General features: G+C 59.7%; 11 protein-coding genes and 1 pseudogene. 5 read left to right on the top strand and 7 right to left on the bottom strand.

Annotated features, from left to right (window positions below):
- Nucleotides 1-46: 46 nt before the first annotated feature.
- On the top strand, nucleotides 47-1,477 hold the full coding sequence (gene sbcB / locus NQL71_RS15910; protein WP_274642997.1) for an exodeoxyribonuclease I: 1,431 nt from the start codon (nucleotides 47-49) through the stop codon (nucleotides 1,475-1,477).
- Nucleotides 1,478-1,574: 97 nt separating this feature from the next.
- Here the strand turns inward: sbcB and mvaT are convergent, their stop codons facing one another.
- Entirely contained in the window at nucleotides 1,575-1,952 is a 378-nt protein-coding gene (gene mvaT / locus NQL71_RS15905) for a histone-like nucleoid-structuring protein MvaT (protein ID WP_008058684.1), read from the bottom strand.
- A gap of 336 nt (nucleotides 1,953-2,288) precedes the next feature.
- Here mvaT and purU point away from each other — a divergent pair, with 336 nt between their 5' ends.
- A complete protein-coding gene (gene purU / locus NQL71_RS15900) occupies nucleotides 2,289-3,137 on the top strand; it encodes a formyltetrahydrofolate deformylase (RefSeq protein WP_046818827.1) in 849 nt (282 codons plus the stop codon).
- Nucleotides 3,138-3,350: 213 nt separating this feature from the next.
- Here the strand turns inward: purU and gpgF are convergent, their stop codons facing one another.
- The 5 genes and pseudogenes from gpgF to NQL71_RS36820 form a co-directional block, all read right to left on the bottom strand.
- On the bottom strand, nucleotides 3,351-4,346 hold the full coding sequence (gpgF, locus tag NQL71_RS15895) for a glucosaminyl phosphatidylglycerol flippase (RefSeq protein WP_046818826.1): 996 nt from the start codon (nucleotides 4,344-4,346) through the stop codon (nucleotides 3,351-3,353).
- The gene (gene gpgD, locus NQL71_RS15890; RefSeq protein ID WP_274642996.1) at nucleotides 4,343-5,119 is read right to left on the bottom strand and encodes an N-acetylglucosaminyl phosphatidylglycerol deacetylase; all 777 of its coding nucleotides are present in this window, start codon (nucleotides 5,117-5,119) and stop codon (nucleotides 4,343-4,345) included. Before gpgD ends, gpgF begins: the two co-directional genes overlap by 4 nt.
- Nucleotides 5,112-6,233 carry an N-acetylglucosaminyl phosphatidylglycerol synthase gene (gpgS, locus tag NQL71_RS15885; RefSeq protein WP_166618699.1) on the bottom strand — a complete coding sequence of 374 codons (1,122 nt, stop codon included), beginning with the start codon at nucleotides 6,231-6,233 and terminating at the stop codon, nucleotides 5,112-5,114. Before gpgS ends, gpgD begins: the two co-directional genes overlap by 8 nt.
- A 138-nt stretch (nucleotides 6,234-6,371) precedes the next feature.
- Nucleotides 6,372-7,136 carry a methyl-accepting chemotaxis protein gene (locus NQL71_RS36825; RefSeq protein WP_410454539.1) on the bottom strand — a complete coding sequence of 255 codons (765 nt, stop codon included), beginning with the start codon at nucleotides 7,134-7,136 and terminating at the stop codon, nucleotides 6,372-6,374.
- Nucleotides 7,137-7,229: 93 nt separating this feature from the next.
- A pseudogene (locus NQL71_RS36820) lies at nucleotides 7,230-8,261 on the bottom strand (cache domain-containing protein); the annotation flags it as partial.
- A gap of 189 nt (nucleotides 8,262-8,450) precedes the next feature.
- On the opposite strand from NQL71_RS36820, the gene NQL71_RS15875 reads away from it, so the two are divergent.
- Entirely contained in the window at nucleotides 8,451-9,938 is a 1,488-nt protein-coding gene (locus NQL71_RS15875) for a helicase HerA-like domain-containing protein (protein WP_166618698.1), read from the top strand.
- A 44-nt stretch (nucleotides 9,939-9,982) separates the two neighbouring features.
- Here the strand turns inward: NQL71_RS15875 and NQL71_RS15870 are convergent, their stop codons facing one another.
- A complete protein-coding gene (locus NQL71_RS15870) occupies nucleotides 9,983-10,438 on the bottom strand; it encodes a DUF721 domain-containing protein (protein ID WP_274642995.1) in 456 nt (151 codons plus the stop codon).
- Between the two features lie 307 nt (nucleotides 10,439-10,745).
- On the opposite strand from NQL71_RS15870, the gene secA reads away from it, so the two are divergent.
- Together secA and argJ are read left to right on the top strand one after the other, a co-directional pair.
- The gene (gene secA, locus NQL71_RS15865; protein ID WP_046818822.1) at nucleotides 10,746-13,481 is read left to right on the top strand and encodes a preprotein translocase subunit SecA; all 2,736 of its coding nucleotides are present in this window, start codon (nucleotides 10,746-10,748) and stop codon (nucleotides 13,479-13,481) included.
- A 121-nt stretch (nucleotides 13,482-13,602) separates the two neighbouring features.
- The gene (gene argJ, locus NQL71_RS15860) at nucleotides 13,603-14,820 is read left to right on the top strand and encodes a bifunctional glutamate N-acetyltransferase/amino-acid acetyltransferase ArgJ (protein ID WP_046818821.1); all 1,218 of its coding nucleotides are present in this window, start codon (nucleotides 13,603-13,605) and stop codon (nucleotides 14,818-14,820) included.
- Nucleotides 14,821-14,918 lie beyond the last annotated feature (98 nt).

Here is a 14,918-nt window from a genome sequence, read left to right as displayed (position 1 = left end):
GACGGGAACGCCTAGACTTCGCCAATCTTCAGTTCAGGAATAGCCCGTGACCTCCATCTTCTGGTACGACTACGAAACGACGGGCATCAATCCCCGTTGCGACCGCCCCCTGCAAATGGCGGGGTTGCGTACTGACTTCGAGCTCAATGAAATCGACGATCCGGTCAACCTCTTTTGCCGGCCCAGCGACGACATCCTGCCGCATCCCGCAGCCTGCGCAATCACCGGCATCACGCCTGCCCGACTGGCCGAGGACGGGTTGAGCGAAGCCGACTTCATGACCCGGGTCCATGCCCAGCTGGCGGCACCGGGCACTTGTGGTGCGGGATACAACACGTTGCGCTTCGACGACGAGATGACCCGCTACAGCCTGTACCGCAATTTTTTCGACCCTTATGCACGGGAATGGCAGGGCGGCAACAGTCGCTGGGACCTGATCGATGTCGTGCGCGCGGCCTATGCCTTGCGCCCCGATGGCATTGTCTGGCCGACGGACGATGAGGGGCGGGTGACGCTCAAGCTCGAACGCCTGACCGCCGCCAACGGCATCGATCATGGCAATGCCCACGAAGCGCTGTCGGATGTCCGCGCCACCATCGCCCTGGCGCGCCTGATCCGGGAGAAACAGCCGAAGTTGTATGACTGGTTGTTTCAGCTTCGCAGCAAGCAAAAGGTTCTGGACCAGATTCGTCTGTTGCAGCCCATGGTGCATGTGTCGGGGCGTTTCTCTGCGGCGCGCAACTATGTCGGCGTGGTGTTGCCCTTGGCCTGGCACCCGCGCAACAAGAATGCTTTGATCGTCTGCGACCTGCACCTCGACCCGCAGGGTTTATTCGATCTCGATGCCGAAACCTTGCGCCAGCGCCTGTATACCCGTCGCGAAGACCTGGCCGACGGTGAGTTGCCAGTACCGCTCAAGCTTATCCACATCAACAAATGCCCCGTGGTGGCGCCGTTAGCGGTTCTTCGGCCTGAAGATCAGCTGCGCCTGGAGACGGATGTTGCCCTCTATCGACAACGAGCGCTGCGACTAAGTGGCGCGCAGCAAGAGTGGCAAGCTAAAGTTGTGGCGATTTATGCCCGTGAAGATTTTTCCCCCAGCGAGGATCCTGAACAACAGTTATACGACGGATTTATCGGCGACCGTGATCGGCGTCTATGCGAGCAAGTCAGAACAGTCGACCCACTGCAATTGGCACAACAGCAATGGCCTTTCGATGATGAACGATTGCCCGAGCTATTGTTTCGATATCGAGCGCGTAACTTTCCGGACACCTTGAGTCTCGACGAGCAAGAACGCTGGCGAATATTCTGTCAGAAACGTTTGTCAGTGCCTGAATACGGCGCGCCACATACCCTGGATAGTTTCGTAGAGGCCGCAGCCCAATTGGCCCCAACCGCCACATCGTTGCAACAGGCGGTACTGAATGAATGGCAGGAATATGTTCAGGATCTGCGCAAACGTTTGAATCTTTGAATTCGAAAATGCCCGGCGGCAAAAAACTCCGGGCATAAAAAACGCCAGCTTGTGCTGGCGTTTTTTGTCGCAATCGAGCTGCGACAGGCAAGCAGACTTAGCCCAACAGGGTCGCCCAGCCTTCAACCACGTCACCGCCCCACTTGGCTTTCCACTCTTTCAGAGTTTTGTGGTTGCCACCTTTGGTCTCGATGACTTCGCCGTTGTGCGGGTTTTTGTATTGTTTAACTTTGCGAGCACGCTTGGTGCCAGTAGTTTTTACTGCGCCGCCACGTGGGGCTTTGGTTTTGGCTTCTGGATCCAACAGCGCGATGATGTCGCGCAGGGACTTGGAATATTCGCCCATCAGGGTGCGCAGTTTGCCTTCGAATTCCAGCTCGGTTTGCAGTTTGTCGTCTTGGGACAGGTTCTTCAAACGGGCTTGCAGCTCTTTGATAGCTTCTTCGGTGGCGCGATATTCGTTGATCAAGGACATGATTACTACCTTATGTAGGGCACAGGATGGCAGGTGACAGTGCGGCAATAATAGTCAGGGTGTTTCATCAAGTAAACATTAAACCTGAGTTTATTTAATTTAATTCCTGTGAATTCAGCGCACATTGGATACGCAGTTAAATAGTTCGCTGCTTGTGCTACAGATATTTACAAACTGCTGCTTGTCGAGGGTCTAGTGCACTGTGCCCGGTGCGAATCTGGTGGCGCGAGAACCTTGGCGCCAGCCGTTGGCTGAGGCAATACGTCATCAATACTGCAGTTTTGCTGCGCAATCGCTAGAATGGCCGCCTTTGCGAAGTTCTGGAGTTTCCCCCTCATGCGCACTTTTCGGCTGGTGATTTCTTGCCCGGACCGCGTCGGCATCGTTGCCAAAGTCAGTAACTTTCTGGCGTCCCATAACGGCTGGATCACCGAAGCGAGCCACCACTCGGACAATCTCAGTGGTTGGTTCTTCATGCGTCACGAAATTCGTGCCGATTCGCTGCCTTTCGGTATCGACGCCTTGCGCGAAGCCTTTGCGCCGATTGCCGAAGAGTTCTCGATGGACTGGCGCATCACCGATACCGCGCAGAAGAAGCGTGTGGTCCTGATGGCCAGCCGCGAATCTCACTGCCTCGCCGACTTGCTGCATCGCTGGCACAGCGATGAACTGGATTGCGAAATCGCCTGCGTGATTTCCAACCATGACGACCTGCGCAGCATGGTCGAATGGCACGGCATTGCGTACTACCACGTACCGGTCAATCCCCAGGACAAGGAGCCTGCATTCGCCGAGGTTTCGCGCCTGGTCAAGCAACACGATGCCGAAGTGGTCGTACTGGCCCGCTACATGCAAATCCTGCCGCCTGAGCTGTGCCGTGAATATGCGCACAAAGTGATCAACATCCACCACAGCTTCCTGCCGTCGTTCGTCGGCGCCAAGCCCTACCACCAGGCTTCCCTGCGTGGTGTGAAGCTGATCGGTGCTACCTGCCACTATGTAACCGAAGAACTGGACGCCGGCCCGATCATCGAGCAGGACGTGGTGCGCGTCAGCCACAGCGACAGTATCGAAGACATGGTGCGTTTCGGCCGTGATGTCGAGAAAATGGTGCTGGCCCGTGGTCTGCGCTACCACCTTGAAGACCGGGTGCTGGTCCACGGCAACAAAACCGTGGTGTTCTGATCACCGCACTAAACGGTTGAAATTCGAAGGGCCTGGGCGTTCAATCGCTGCAGGCCCTTCGCCGTTTCTGCACCGAGGATTTGAACATGGCCGATCCGCTGGACAAAGCCACTTGCAGGGCACCCGCGACCTTGGGCGAGGGGTGCTTGAGCCGTTACGCCCCCGATGAAATGAGCCCTGAAGATGGCATGTAGGAGCTGGCGAGCCAGGCTCCTACAAATACACGCTCTTCATGAGTTTCTTGAGCAACGGCCGCCCCAGCATCAACAAAAACACCGGTCCACCCACCAGCAAATAAAAGTAATAAGTCACCGCCCGCCAGATCAGAATGGCCGCCGCCGCCGTGGATTTGCCGACCATGGGCGCCAACAATGCCGCTGAAGTCAATTCTGCCGCCCCCGCTCCGCCTGGCAACAGGCTGAACTGCCCCGCACTCAGTGAAACCATCTGGATCAGAAAACTCCAGGCCCATTGCAAGTCCGCGCCGAGCCCGCGCAGCGCCAGGTACAACACGCTGTAACGCAAGATCCAGTGCACGCACGTCAAGCCAAACACAGTGATCAGCGTGTGCGCAGGCAGCTTCAGGGTATCGGTGAACGCCGCCAGAAAGTGCAGGAGCTTGCGTGCCCAGCGCATACGGGTCGAGGGCTCGACGTTGAGGCGTGCCAGCAGTCGGCCCCCCATGCGAATCAGCATTCGGTGATAGCGCGCCACCACCACGCAACCGACCAGCCCACCGAACATCGACAGGGCACTGACGATCAGCAACCACGCCATGTGCTGGCTGAGATGCTGGAACAGGGCGTAAATCAGGATCCCGATCAATGCGCAGAGGAAAAACAACAAATCGCTCAGTTGGTCCATGGCAAACACGGCGCTGCCCCGGGCCGGTCGCACGCCGTTGCGCGCCAGCAACGCCATGATGGTCAGTGGTCCGCCGCTGCCACCTGGTGTGGCGCAATAGGCAAATTCGGCCGCCATCACCACGCCGAGGCTCTTTAGCGGGCGGACCTTGTCGCGCTGATCCCCCAGCAAAAGGCGCAAGCGCATCGTATTGACCACCCAACACAGCAGGATCATGCCGAACATGACCAGCAAGCTGCTCAGCGGAAAGTCATTGAGCCGAGACCAGGTTTCGCTGCCACCCAGCAGCCAGGGAATCAGCAGCGCGGCGAGCAGGCCGATGCACAGCAGAATCGAGCGACTCATGCCGCAAGCCCCATGCGCTGGCAGTGCAAGGCCAGCCAACGGGCCTTGGTCATCGGCACGCGGCCCTCATCGAGCAGGCGCTTGAGGGTTTGCAGCCAGTACGTGCGCGATAACTCATGGCGCATGTCCACCGGGTGCAGACCCAAGCGAATCACCGGCGCTGTTCGCCAGCGTTGTTCGAGTTGCTGGCTGACCAGTTTCGACACGCCACGACGCCAGGCACTGCGCGCACTCCAGACCAGTCCTGGGGCATCGATCGCGGTGAAATCAGGCAGGCGATACAGATGTCGGGCGTCGCTGGTGTAATTCAGCGGTAATTGGCTCAAGGCCTGGCGCGTGCCGTCACTCATCAACCAGGCTGGCGCGACGAAGCCCTGCAGTGGCCAATTGTAGCGCTGGAACATTTCAATGCCGGCATGCAGGCGGGTGAGTGCTGCCTCGCGAGACAGACTGTAGAACTCGCCCTCGTGGGTGTAGATCCGGCGCATGAACCAGTCGCGGGGATTGCTCGCCTTCGGACCGTCGTCGCAGTGAAAGTAACCGTGCAGCACCAGTTCGTCGCCGCGCTCGAGCCGTGCGCCGAGTTGACGACGAAATTGCGGATGGGCTTGCAGGTCGTTGTGTTTGTGGAAATCCGGCACCACCAGCCAGGTGATTGGCACACGGCCCAGTGCGTCGACGGCTTCGACAAAGGGTTGGTAATCGGCCCAGGTCGGTGGCGCGACATCGTGCAGCACCAACAGCAAGCCGGGCGCATCCGTGGTTTCAAGCATTGGCGGCTCGCGGCCATTGGCTGCCGAGGACGGCGTGATAGTGGCCGAGCAGACTGTTGACTACCGCGTCCCAGGCATAGTGCCGCTCGACATGGCGTCGGGCTTGCTGGCCCAGGGCTGCGCTGCCCTGGCTGAACAGCTCGCGCACCGCGTTGGCCATGGCCAACGGATCGTTGGGGGCACACAACAGGCCACATTGTTCGGTGATGATTTCCTCAAACGCGCCAGCTGCCACCGCCACTACCGGGATACCGCAGGCCATGGCTTCAAGGATCACCAGGCCAAAAGTTTCCTGGTCACCGGCATGCAGCAGTGCGTCGGCACTGGCCATCAGGCGAGCGACTTGCGTAGCCGGGCAGAATTGGTCGATAACCGTGACATTGTCCGGCACCGTGGTTGGCATCGACGACCCGACCAGCAGCAAGTGATAGCGTCGGCCCAGGCGTTTCATGCATTCGAGCAGTACCGGCAGGTTCTTCTCCTTGGAACCGCGCCCGGCGAAGATCAATAGATAAGTGTTTTCGTCCAGTCCCAGCTCGGCCCGAAGGCCGGTATCCCGTGCGTCGGGATGAAACACCTGGAGGTCGACCCCCAAGGGCTGCACGAAAACATTCTTCACCCCCAGGGCGGTCAGTTTATCGGCCATGACCTGGCTCGGTGCCAGTACCCGGTCGAAATTGCCATAGAGCTTGCTGACATAGGCCTCGACATTTGGCGTGACCCAGTTGCCCATTCGATTGCTGGCCAGCAGTGGCAGGTCCGAATGATAAAAGCCGATGACTGGCACATCCAGTTGGCGACGCGCGTCCAAAGCCGCCCAGGCGGTGAGGTAAGGGTCGCCGACTTCAATCAGATCGGGTTGCAGAACCTGCAGGACATTGCGCCAGGGCGCGAGACGCAGAGGGAAACGATAACCTTTGCCGAAGGGCAGGGCAGGCGCCGGAACCGTGTAGATGCCATCCTTTTCGCTGAGGACTGCTCCTGGTATCAGCACACTGTGGCGAATGCCTGGCCTGGTGCACAGGCGATGATGCTTGGCATCCAGATAGGTGCGCACGCCACCGCTGGCAGGGGCGTAGAACATGGTTATGTCAGCGATATGCACGATGAACATCCCTCCGGTCCGTTGTTCTCCCTTGGTTGACCTTTATGAAGAATAGATGTTCGGTTGGGATTTGGAGGGGTGGCGTGCCTGGAAGAGCTACTTCGCGGGCAAGTTGGAGCGTTGCCCGCGAAGAAGCTGGATAAAAGGTTAGATGCGGAAGCTGCCCACCAACTGCTTCAACCGCGCCGCCTGTTGCTCCAGGTCCGAACAGGCACGCAAGGTAGATTGCAGGTTTTCCACGCCTTCCTGGTTCAGCGTGTTGATTTCAGTGATGTCCACGTTGATCGACTCGACCACCGCGGTCTGTTCCTCGGTGGCGGTCGCCACGGACTGGTTCATGCCATCGATTTCGCCGATGCGTTGCGTGACGCTGCTCAGGCGCTCGCCGGCCAGGTTGGCAATTTCCACGCTGTCCTGACTGTGGCGCTGGCTGTCGCTCATGGTGCTGACCGACTCGCGGGCACCGACCTGCAGTTCTTCGATCATGGTCTGTACTTGCTGCGCCGATTCCTGGGTGCGATGTGCCAGGTTGCGCACTTCATCGGCCACCACGGCAAATCCACGCCCGGCTTCCCCGGCCCGCGCCGCTTCGATGGCAGCGTTGAGCGCCAGCAGGTTGGTTTGCTGGGAAATGCTGGTGATCACTTCGAGAATCTGTCCGATGTTCACGGTTTTGCTGTTGAGCGATTCGATGTTGCTGCTGGACGCGCTGAGCATGTTCGACAGTTGATTCATCGCGGCAATGCTACGGTCCACCACTTGCTGGCCATCTTCGGCCAGGTTACGGGCATCGCTGGCCTGGCTCGACGCTTGCGCGGCATTGCGGGCGATCTCCTGGGCGGCAGCGCCGAGCTGGTTGATCGCCGCTGCCACGCTGCTGGTGCGTGATGCCTGTTGGTCGGAGTTGTACATCGACGAGTTCGAGGCGGCGACCACGCGCAACGCCACTTCGTTGACCTGGCCCGTGGCCGAGGACACTTCGCGGATCGAACCGTGGATACGTTCCACAAAACGGTTGAAGGCGGTACCGAGGCTGCCGAACTCGTCGTTGTTCTGGATCACCAGGCGCTTGGTCAGGTCGCCTTCACCGTCGGCGATGTCGGCCATGGCCCGGGTCATGACGTGCAGTGGCTGGATCAGCAGGCGGATCAACATGCCCAGCAGGGCGATGATGATGGCGACGGCGATCACTGTGGCAACCACCGCCGAGGCGCGGAACTCACTGAGCATCGAGAAGGCTTTGTCCTTGTCCACCGACAGACCGATGTACCAGTTGACAGAAGGCAGGCCCTTGATCGGGGTAAAGGTGACGATGCGGGTTTTGCCGTCGACCACGATTTCACTGAAGTCGCGGCTGATGCGCGGGGTATTTTGCGGGTATGCCTCGCCCAGGGACTTCATGACCAAGGCCTTGTCCGGGTGGACCAGGATCTTGCCGTCGGCGCTGACCAGGAAGGCGTAACCCATGCCGTCGAAGTCACGGGCGCTCAGGGTGTCGATCAAGGTTTGCAAACTCAGGTCGCCGCCCACCACGCCTACGCCTTGCCCGGCTTTCGTCGAGGCCATGGCGATGGAAATGATCGTCTGACCGGTCGCCGCGTCGACATAGGGTTCGGTCAGGGTCGGCGTGCTGCTATTTTGCGCCCCCTTGTACCAAGGGCGAACCCGTGGGTCGAAACCGTCTGGCATCTTCGCATCCGGACGGATGGTGAAGTGCCCGGTGGCGTCACCGAGGTAGGACGCCATGAACGTCGACGTCAGGGCTTTCTGTTCCAGCAGGGCGGCGACGTTGGTTTGTTCCGGGTTGATGGCAATGTTTTGCGCCAGGTTCTCGATCAGCAGGATACGGCCGGTCAGCCAGGTCTGGATGTTGCTGGCGGTGACGTCGCCCATCTCGTTGAGATAGTTGTCCAGGTCTTCGCGGATGGCATTGCGCTGTAAATAGTCGTTATACAGGGTGAATGAGGCGAAAGTGGCAATGACGATGAGGGCGGCGGCAAGCAGGATTTTATGGCTGAAGCGTAGATTTTTGTTCATGGCTTGGGGTTCCGCTAAGGTCTTAATGTCCTGCGCGTGCTTTTATAAAGGGACGCACGATGGGCAATGTTGAAAGCAAGTGAAATTTCCATCGCTCCTTAAGGGAAATGTCCGACAGATTTGTGTCTGTCTGCTTTGTCGTTATTTCTATCGGCCGTGTAGGACCAAAGATTAACCATGGGTGACCAAATGCCTGATTCATTGCAGCTAGTTATCGGCGCCGACCTCGCGGGACAGCCGATCGCCCAGGCCATGCGCCTGGCGAACCGCCACGGTTTGATCGCGGGTGCTACGGGGACCGGCAAGACCGTAACCTTGCAACGCATGGCCGAAGCCTTCAGCGATGCCGGCGTGGCGGTGTTTGCCGCCGATATAAAGGGAGACCTGTGCGGCCTGGGCGCTGCCGGCAACCCCCAGGGCAAGATCGCCGAGCGGATAGCCGGCATGCCATGGCTGAACCACAAGCCTGCGGCGTATCCGGTGACCTTGTGGGACATTCACGGTCAGTCCGGTCATCCGCTGCGCACGACCTTGAGCGAAATGGGACCGTTACTCCTGGGAAGCCTGCTGGAACTGACCGACAGCCAGCAGTCGACGCTGTATGCCGCGTTCAAGGTTGCCGACCGCGAAGGCCTGTTGCTGCTGGATCTAAAAGACCTCAAGGCACTGCTCAATCACCTCAAGGACAATCCACAGTTGTTGGGTGATGACGCGGCGCTGATGACCACCGGCTCCAGCCAGGCCCTGCTACGGCGCCTGGCAACCCTGGAACAGCAGGGCGCTGAAGCGCTATTCGGTGAGCCGGCGCTGCAACTGGAGGACATTCTGCAACCGACTGCCGATGGCCGCGGTCGCATTCATTTGCTCGATGCCAGTCGCCTGGTGCATGAAGCGCCGAAGGTCTATGCGACTTTCCTGTTATGGCTGCTGGCCGAGCTGTTCGAGCAACTGCCTGAACGCGGCGATTCGGACAAACCACTGCTCGCGCTGTTTTTCGACGAGGCGCACTTGTTGTTCGCCGGCACACCCAAGGCGCTGCAGGACCGCCTGGAGCAAGTGGTGCGGCTAATTCGTTCCAAAGGGGTGGGGGTGTATTTCGTCACCCAATCACCCGGCGACTTGCCCGACGACGTGCTGGCACAGTTGGGCCTGCGCATCCAGCACGGCTTGCGCGCGTTCACCGCCAAGGAGCAGAAATCCCTGCGGGCGGTGGCCGACGGTTTTCGCCCGAACCCGGCGTTTGACGCCCTGTCGGTGCTGACCGAACTGGGCATCGGCGAGGCGCTGGTGGGTACCTTGCAGGACAAGGGCACGCCGGAGAGGGTCCAGCGTGTCTTGGTGGCGCCACCACAGTCGCGAATCGGGCCATTGAGTGACACGGAACGCACCGTGCTGATCGGCGGCTCGCCGTTCAAAGGGCGGTATGACAAACCGATCGATCGGGAATCGGCATATGAGGTGCTGATGGGGCGCAAGGGGCTGGCGCCGGAACCTGAGGCGGCACCGGGTAAACCGGCGGCCGAAGAGCCAAGCTTCACCGAACAGGCCGGGGAGTTCCTCGGCACGGCGGCGGGGCAGGCACTGAAGTCGGCGATGCGACAGGCGGCCAACCAGTTGGGCCGACAATTGGTGCGCGGCTTGATGGGTTCATTATTAGGTGGCAAGAAAAGCCGCTAAATCCATGAGGGAGCGGGCTTGCCCGCTCCCTCATGGGGTCTGTGTCAGGCTTTGGGTCTGGCGTGCGCCGCCAACCGCTCCAGCGCCGCCCGCAGGTTCGGATCGCTGATCCCGTCAGCCGTGGCCTGGATGGTCGCGGCGGCATCATCGGATAAATCCATGGTATGCCCGGCCGCACCTTGCTGCACGGTCGGCGGCTGCACCTTGAACAGGATTCGCGTCAGGTTGGCGAATTCGTCGAACATCTGCAATTGCCGGAGCAGGCGTTTTTGTTGGTAACGCAGACGAGTGGCCCAATGACCGTCGGTGACAATCAGCAACAAACTGCCTTCGCGCCAGGACGCCACATGGCAATGGGCGCGCGCGGCGGGTTGCAGCTGGCTTTCGAGCAGACGTTGCAAATGCCCCAGGCGTTGGGCGTGACCGAGAATGGCCTTGAGCGGCTTGGCTTCGCGAAGCAGAACGGCGGGTGCTCTGGCCGTAAGAGGGCGAAATGCCATGATCAGACACCTGAAGTAACAGAGCCGCCATGGTAGCAGAAAGCAGCGGATGCGCCCGACCCATTGCTTTGCACGTGCTTTACCCATTAAATCAACAAGTAACTTCTGCCGTGAATGGCTTGAAGTTCAGCGATTTGCCCTTATTTTAAGTGAGCCCCGTTACAACGCAGTGCCAGCATCGTGGAACAACGCCACTTTCCTCACCACCGTTTCCGGGTAGAATGCTCGTTCGCATGCGGCCATGAGGGCTGCTCGGGCGACTCACGGGGCCGCCCTCCATCCCTTTAGTGTGGAAGATCCTGCCGATATGTTTGCGCCTTTGTTAAAGAAACTTTTTGGAAGCAAGAACGAGCGTGAAGTCAAACGCATGCTCAAGACGGTGCAATTCGTCAATGCCTTCGAAGAGCAAATGGTGGCCCTTTCGGACGATCAATTGCGTGCCAAGACAGATGAGTTCAAGGCCCGCTTCGCCAAAGGGGAAACCCTCGACAAGCTGCTGCCGGAAGCCTTCGCGGTCGCCCGTGAAGCCGGCAAGCGTGTCATGGGCATGCGCCACTTCGACGTCCAGCTGATCGGTGGCATGACCTTGCATGAAGGCAAGATCGCCGAGATGCGTACCGGTGAAGGCAAGACCCTGGTGGCAACACTGGGCGTTTACCTCAACGCGTTGTCCGGCAAGGGCGTGCACGTTGTGACCGTGAACGACTACCTGGCCCGCCGTGACGCCAACTGGATGCGTCCGCTCTACGAATTCCTCGGCCTGACGGTCGGCGTGGTCACGCCGTTCCAGCCGCCGGAAGAGAAGCGCGCGGCCTACGCTGCCGACATTACCTACGGCACCAACAACGAATTCGGTTTCGATTACCTGCGCGACAACATGGCGTTCAGCATGGAAGAAAAATTCCAGCGCGAACTCAATTTTGCCGTGATCGACGAAGTCGACTCCATCCTCATCGACGAAGCCCGTACCCCGCTGATCATTTCCGGTCAGGCCGAGGACAGCTCCAAGCTGTACATCGAGATCAACAAACTGATCCCGCAGCTGGAATTGCACGTTGAAGAAGTTGAAGGCGAAGTCACCAAGGCCGGCCACTACACCGTTGACGAGAAGACCCGCCAGGTCGAACTCAACGAAGCCGGTCACCAGTTCGTCGAGGAAACCCTCACTCGCATCGGCCTGCTGGCCGAAGGCGAGAGCCTGTACTCGGCGCATAACCTGAGCCTGCTGACTCACGTGTATGCCGGCCTGCGTGCGCACAAGCTGTTCCATCGCAACATCGAATACATCGTGCAGGATGGCCAGGTTGTCCTGGTCGACGAACACACCGGTCGTACCATGCCGGGCCGTCGCTTGTCCGAAGGCCTGCACCAGGCCATCGAAGCCAAGGAAAACCTGAACATCCAGGCCGAAAGCCAGACCCTGGCGTCGACCACGTTCCAGAACTACTTCCGTCTGTACAACAAACTGTCCGGCATGACCGGTACGGCCGACACCGAAGCGTTCGAGTTCCACCAGATCTACGGCCTGCAGGTCATGGTCATTCCGCCGAACAAGCCGCTGGCCCGTAAGGACTACAACGACCTGGTGTTCCTGACCGCCGACGAGAAATACGCGGCCATCGTCGCCGACATCAAGGAAAGCATGGCCGCTGGCCGTCCGGTGCTGGTGGGTACTGCGACCATCGAAACCTCCGAGCACATGTCCAGCCTGCTCGTGAAGGAAGGCATCGAACACAAGGTACTGAACGCCAAGTTCCACGAAAAGGAAGCCGAGATCATCGCCCAGGCCGGTCGTCCGGGTGCACTGACCATCGCCACCAACATGGCCGGTCGTGGTACCGACATCCTCTTGGGTGGCAACTGGGAAGTTGAAGTCGCTTCCCTGGAAAACCCGACCCCTGAGCAGATCGCCCAGATCAAGGCCGACTGGCAGAAACGTCACCAGCAAGTGCTCGAGTCGGGCGGTTTGCAGGTGATCGCGTCCGAGCGTCACGAATCGCGCCGTATCGACAACCAGTTGCGTGGTCGTGCCGGTCGCCAGGGCGACGCCGGTTCGAGCCGTTTCTACCTGTCGCTGGAAGACAGCCTGATGCGCATCTTCGCCTCGGACCGGGTGAAGAACTTCATGAAGGCCCTGGGCATGCAGCCTGGCGAAGCGATCGAGCACCGCATGGTGACCAACGCCATCGAAAAGGCCCAGCGCAAGGTCGAAGGCCGCAACTTCGATATCCGCAAGCAACTGCTCGAGTTCGACGACGTCAACAACGAACAGCGTAAAGTGATCTATCACATGCGTAACACGTTGCTGGCCGCTGACAACATCGGTGAAACCATTGCCGACTTCCGTCAGGACGTACTCAACGCTACCGTCAGCGCGCACATTCCTCCGCAATCGCTGCCAGAGCAGTGGGACGTGGCGGGTCTGGAAGCGGCACTGGAAAGCGATTTCGGGGTGAAACTGCCGATCCAGCAATGGCTCGACGAAGACGATCACCTGTACGAGGAAACCCTGCGCGAGAAACTGATGCAGGAGTTGATCGCCGCGTACAACGAGAAAGAAGACCAGGCGGGCGCCGAAGCGCTGCGCACCTTCGAGAAGCAAATCGTACTGCGCGTACTGGACGACCTGTGGAAAGACCACCTGTCGACCATGGACCACCTGCGTCACGGCATCCACCTGCGCGGTTATGCGCAGAAGAACCCGAAGCAAGAGTACAAGCGCGAGTCGTTCACGCTGTTCTCCGAGCTGCTGGATTCGATCAAGCGCGACTCGATCCGTGTGTTGTCGCACGTTCAGGTGCGTCGCGAAGATCCGATCGAAGAAGAGCAGCGCCTGCGCCAGGAAGCCGAAGCGCTGGCCGCTCGCATGCAGTTCCTGCATGAAGAGGCCCCGAGCCTGGAGCAGCCGGAGCAGTTGGGTGAAGAGGTCGATGTGGCCCTGGCTACCGCCCCGGTTCGCAACGAGCAGAAGCTGGGCCGTAACGAGCTGTGCTACTGCGGTTCGGGCAAGAAATTCAAGCATTGCCACGGGCAGATCCAGTAAACCCGTTCCATACGCTGAAATACCCGCGCCGCGACCGGCTCATGCCGTCGCGGCGTTTTGCCATTTCAATCCCCCGCTTTTGCTAAAGCGGTGCAGACATCATCTATAAAGGAGCGCATTCATGGCTGTTGGTCTTGGTCCTTTGCCAACGTTGCACCCGGTTGCCGGTTTTGAACTCGGTATCGCCTCGGCCGGTATCAAGCGCCCGGGGCGCAAGGATGTTGTAGTCATGCGTTGTGCCGAAGGCTCCACGGTGGCGGGCGTGTTCACCCTGAACGCCTTTTGCGCAGCCCCGGTAATCCTGGCCAAGCAGCGCGTGCAGGGGCCGGTGCGTTACCTGCTGACCAATACCGGCAATGCCAACGCTGGTACCGGTGAGCCAGGCCTGGCCGCGGCCGAGCGTACTTGCGCCAAACTGGCCGAGTTGACCGGTGTCGATGCCAGCCAGGTGCTGCCGTATTCCACCGGCGTGATCGGCGAGCCACTGCCGGTCGAGAAAATCGAAGGTGCATTGCAAGCCGCCCTCGACGATCTGTCGGAGAACAACTGGGAAGCTGCCGCCACCGGTATCATGACCACCGATACCCTGCCAAAGGGCGCCAGCCGCCAGTTCCAGCACGATGGCGTGACCATCACGGTCACCGGTATCAGCAAGGGCGCGGGCATGATTCGTCCGAACATGGCGACCATGCTTGGCTATATCGCCACTGACGCCAAGGTCGCCCGCGATGTGTTGCAGAACCTGATGCTGGACGGCGCCAACAAGTCGTTCAACCGCATCACCATCGACGGCGACACCTCGACCAACGACTGCTGCATGCTGATCGCCACCGGTCAGGCGGCGCTGCCGGAAATCACCCGCGCCGAAGGCGAGTTGTTCGCCAAGCTCAAGCAAGCGGTGTTCGAGGTGTGCATGGACGTGGCCCAGGCGATCGTACGCGACGGCGAAGGTGCGACTAAATTCGTTACCGTTGAAGTCAACGGCGGCGGCAATCACCAGGAATGCCTGGACGTCGGCTACACCGTGGCCCACTCGCCATTGATCAAGACCGCACTGTTCGCTTCCGACCCGAACTGGGGCCGTATCCTCGCGGCGGTCGGTCGTGCCGGCGTACCGAACCTGGATGTGAGCAAGATCGATGTGTTCCTTGGTGAAGTGTGCATCGCCAGCCGTGGCGCCCGCGCTGCGACCTACACCGAAGCCCAGGGCGCAGCGGTGATGCAACAGGAAGAAATCACCATCCGTATCGAGCTGGGTCGTGGCGACTGCAGCGAAACCATCTGGACCACCGATCTGTCCCACGAATACGTGAAGATCAACGCCGAGTACCGTACATAACGCTGCAGAAACTGTAGGAGCCGGCTGGCCGGCGAAGGCGTCCTCTGCAGCGAAAGATGTGTTGAGGCCGCTACCGTTATCGCTGGCAAGCCAGCTCC

It is taken from the genome of Pseudomonas serbica (assembly GCF_028823535.1).
Taxonomy (GTDB): domain Bacteria; phylum Pseudomonadota; class Gammaproteobacteria; order Pseudomonadales; family Pseudomonadaceae; genus Aquipseudomonas; species Aquipseudomonas serbica.
This window is presented reverse-complemented; position numbering and strand designations above follow the sequence as displayed.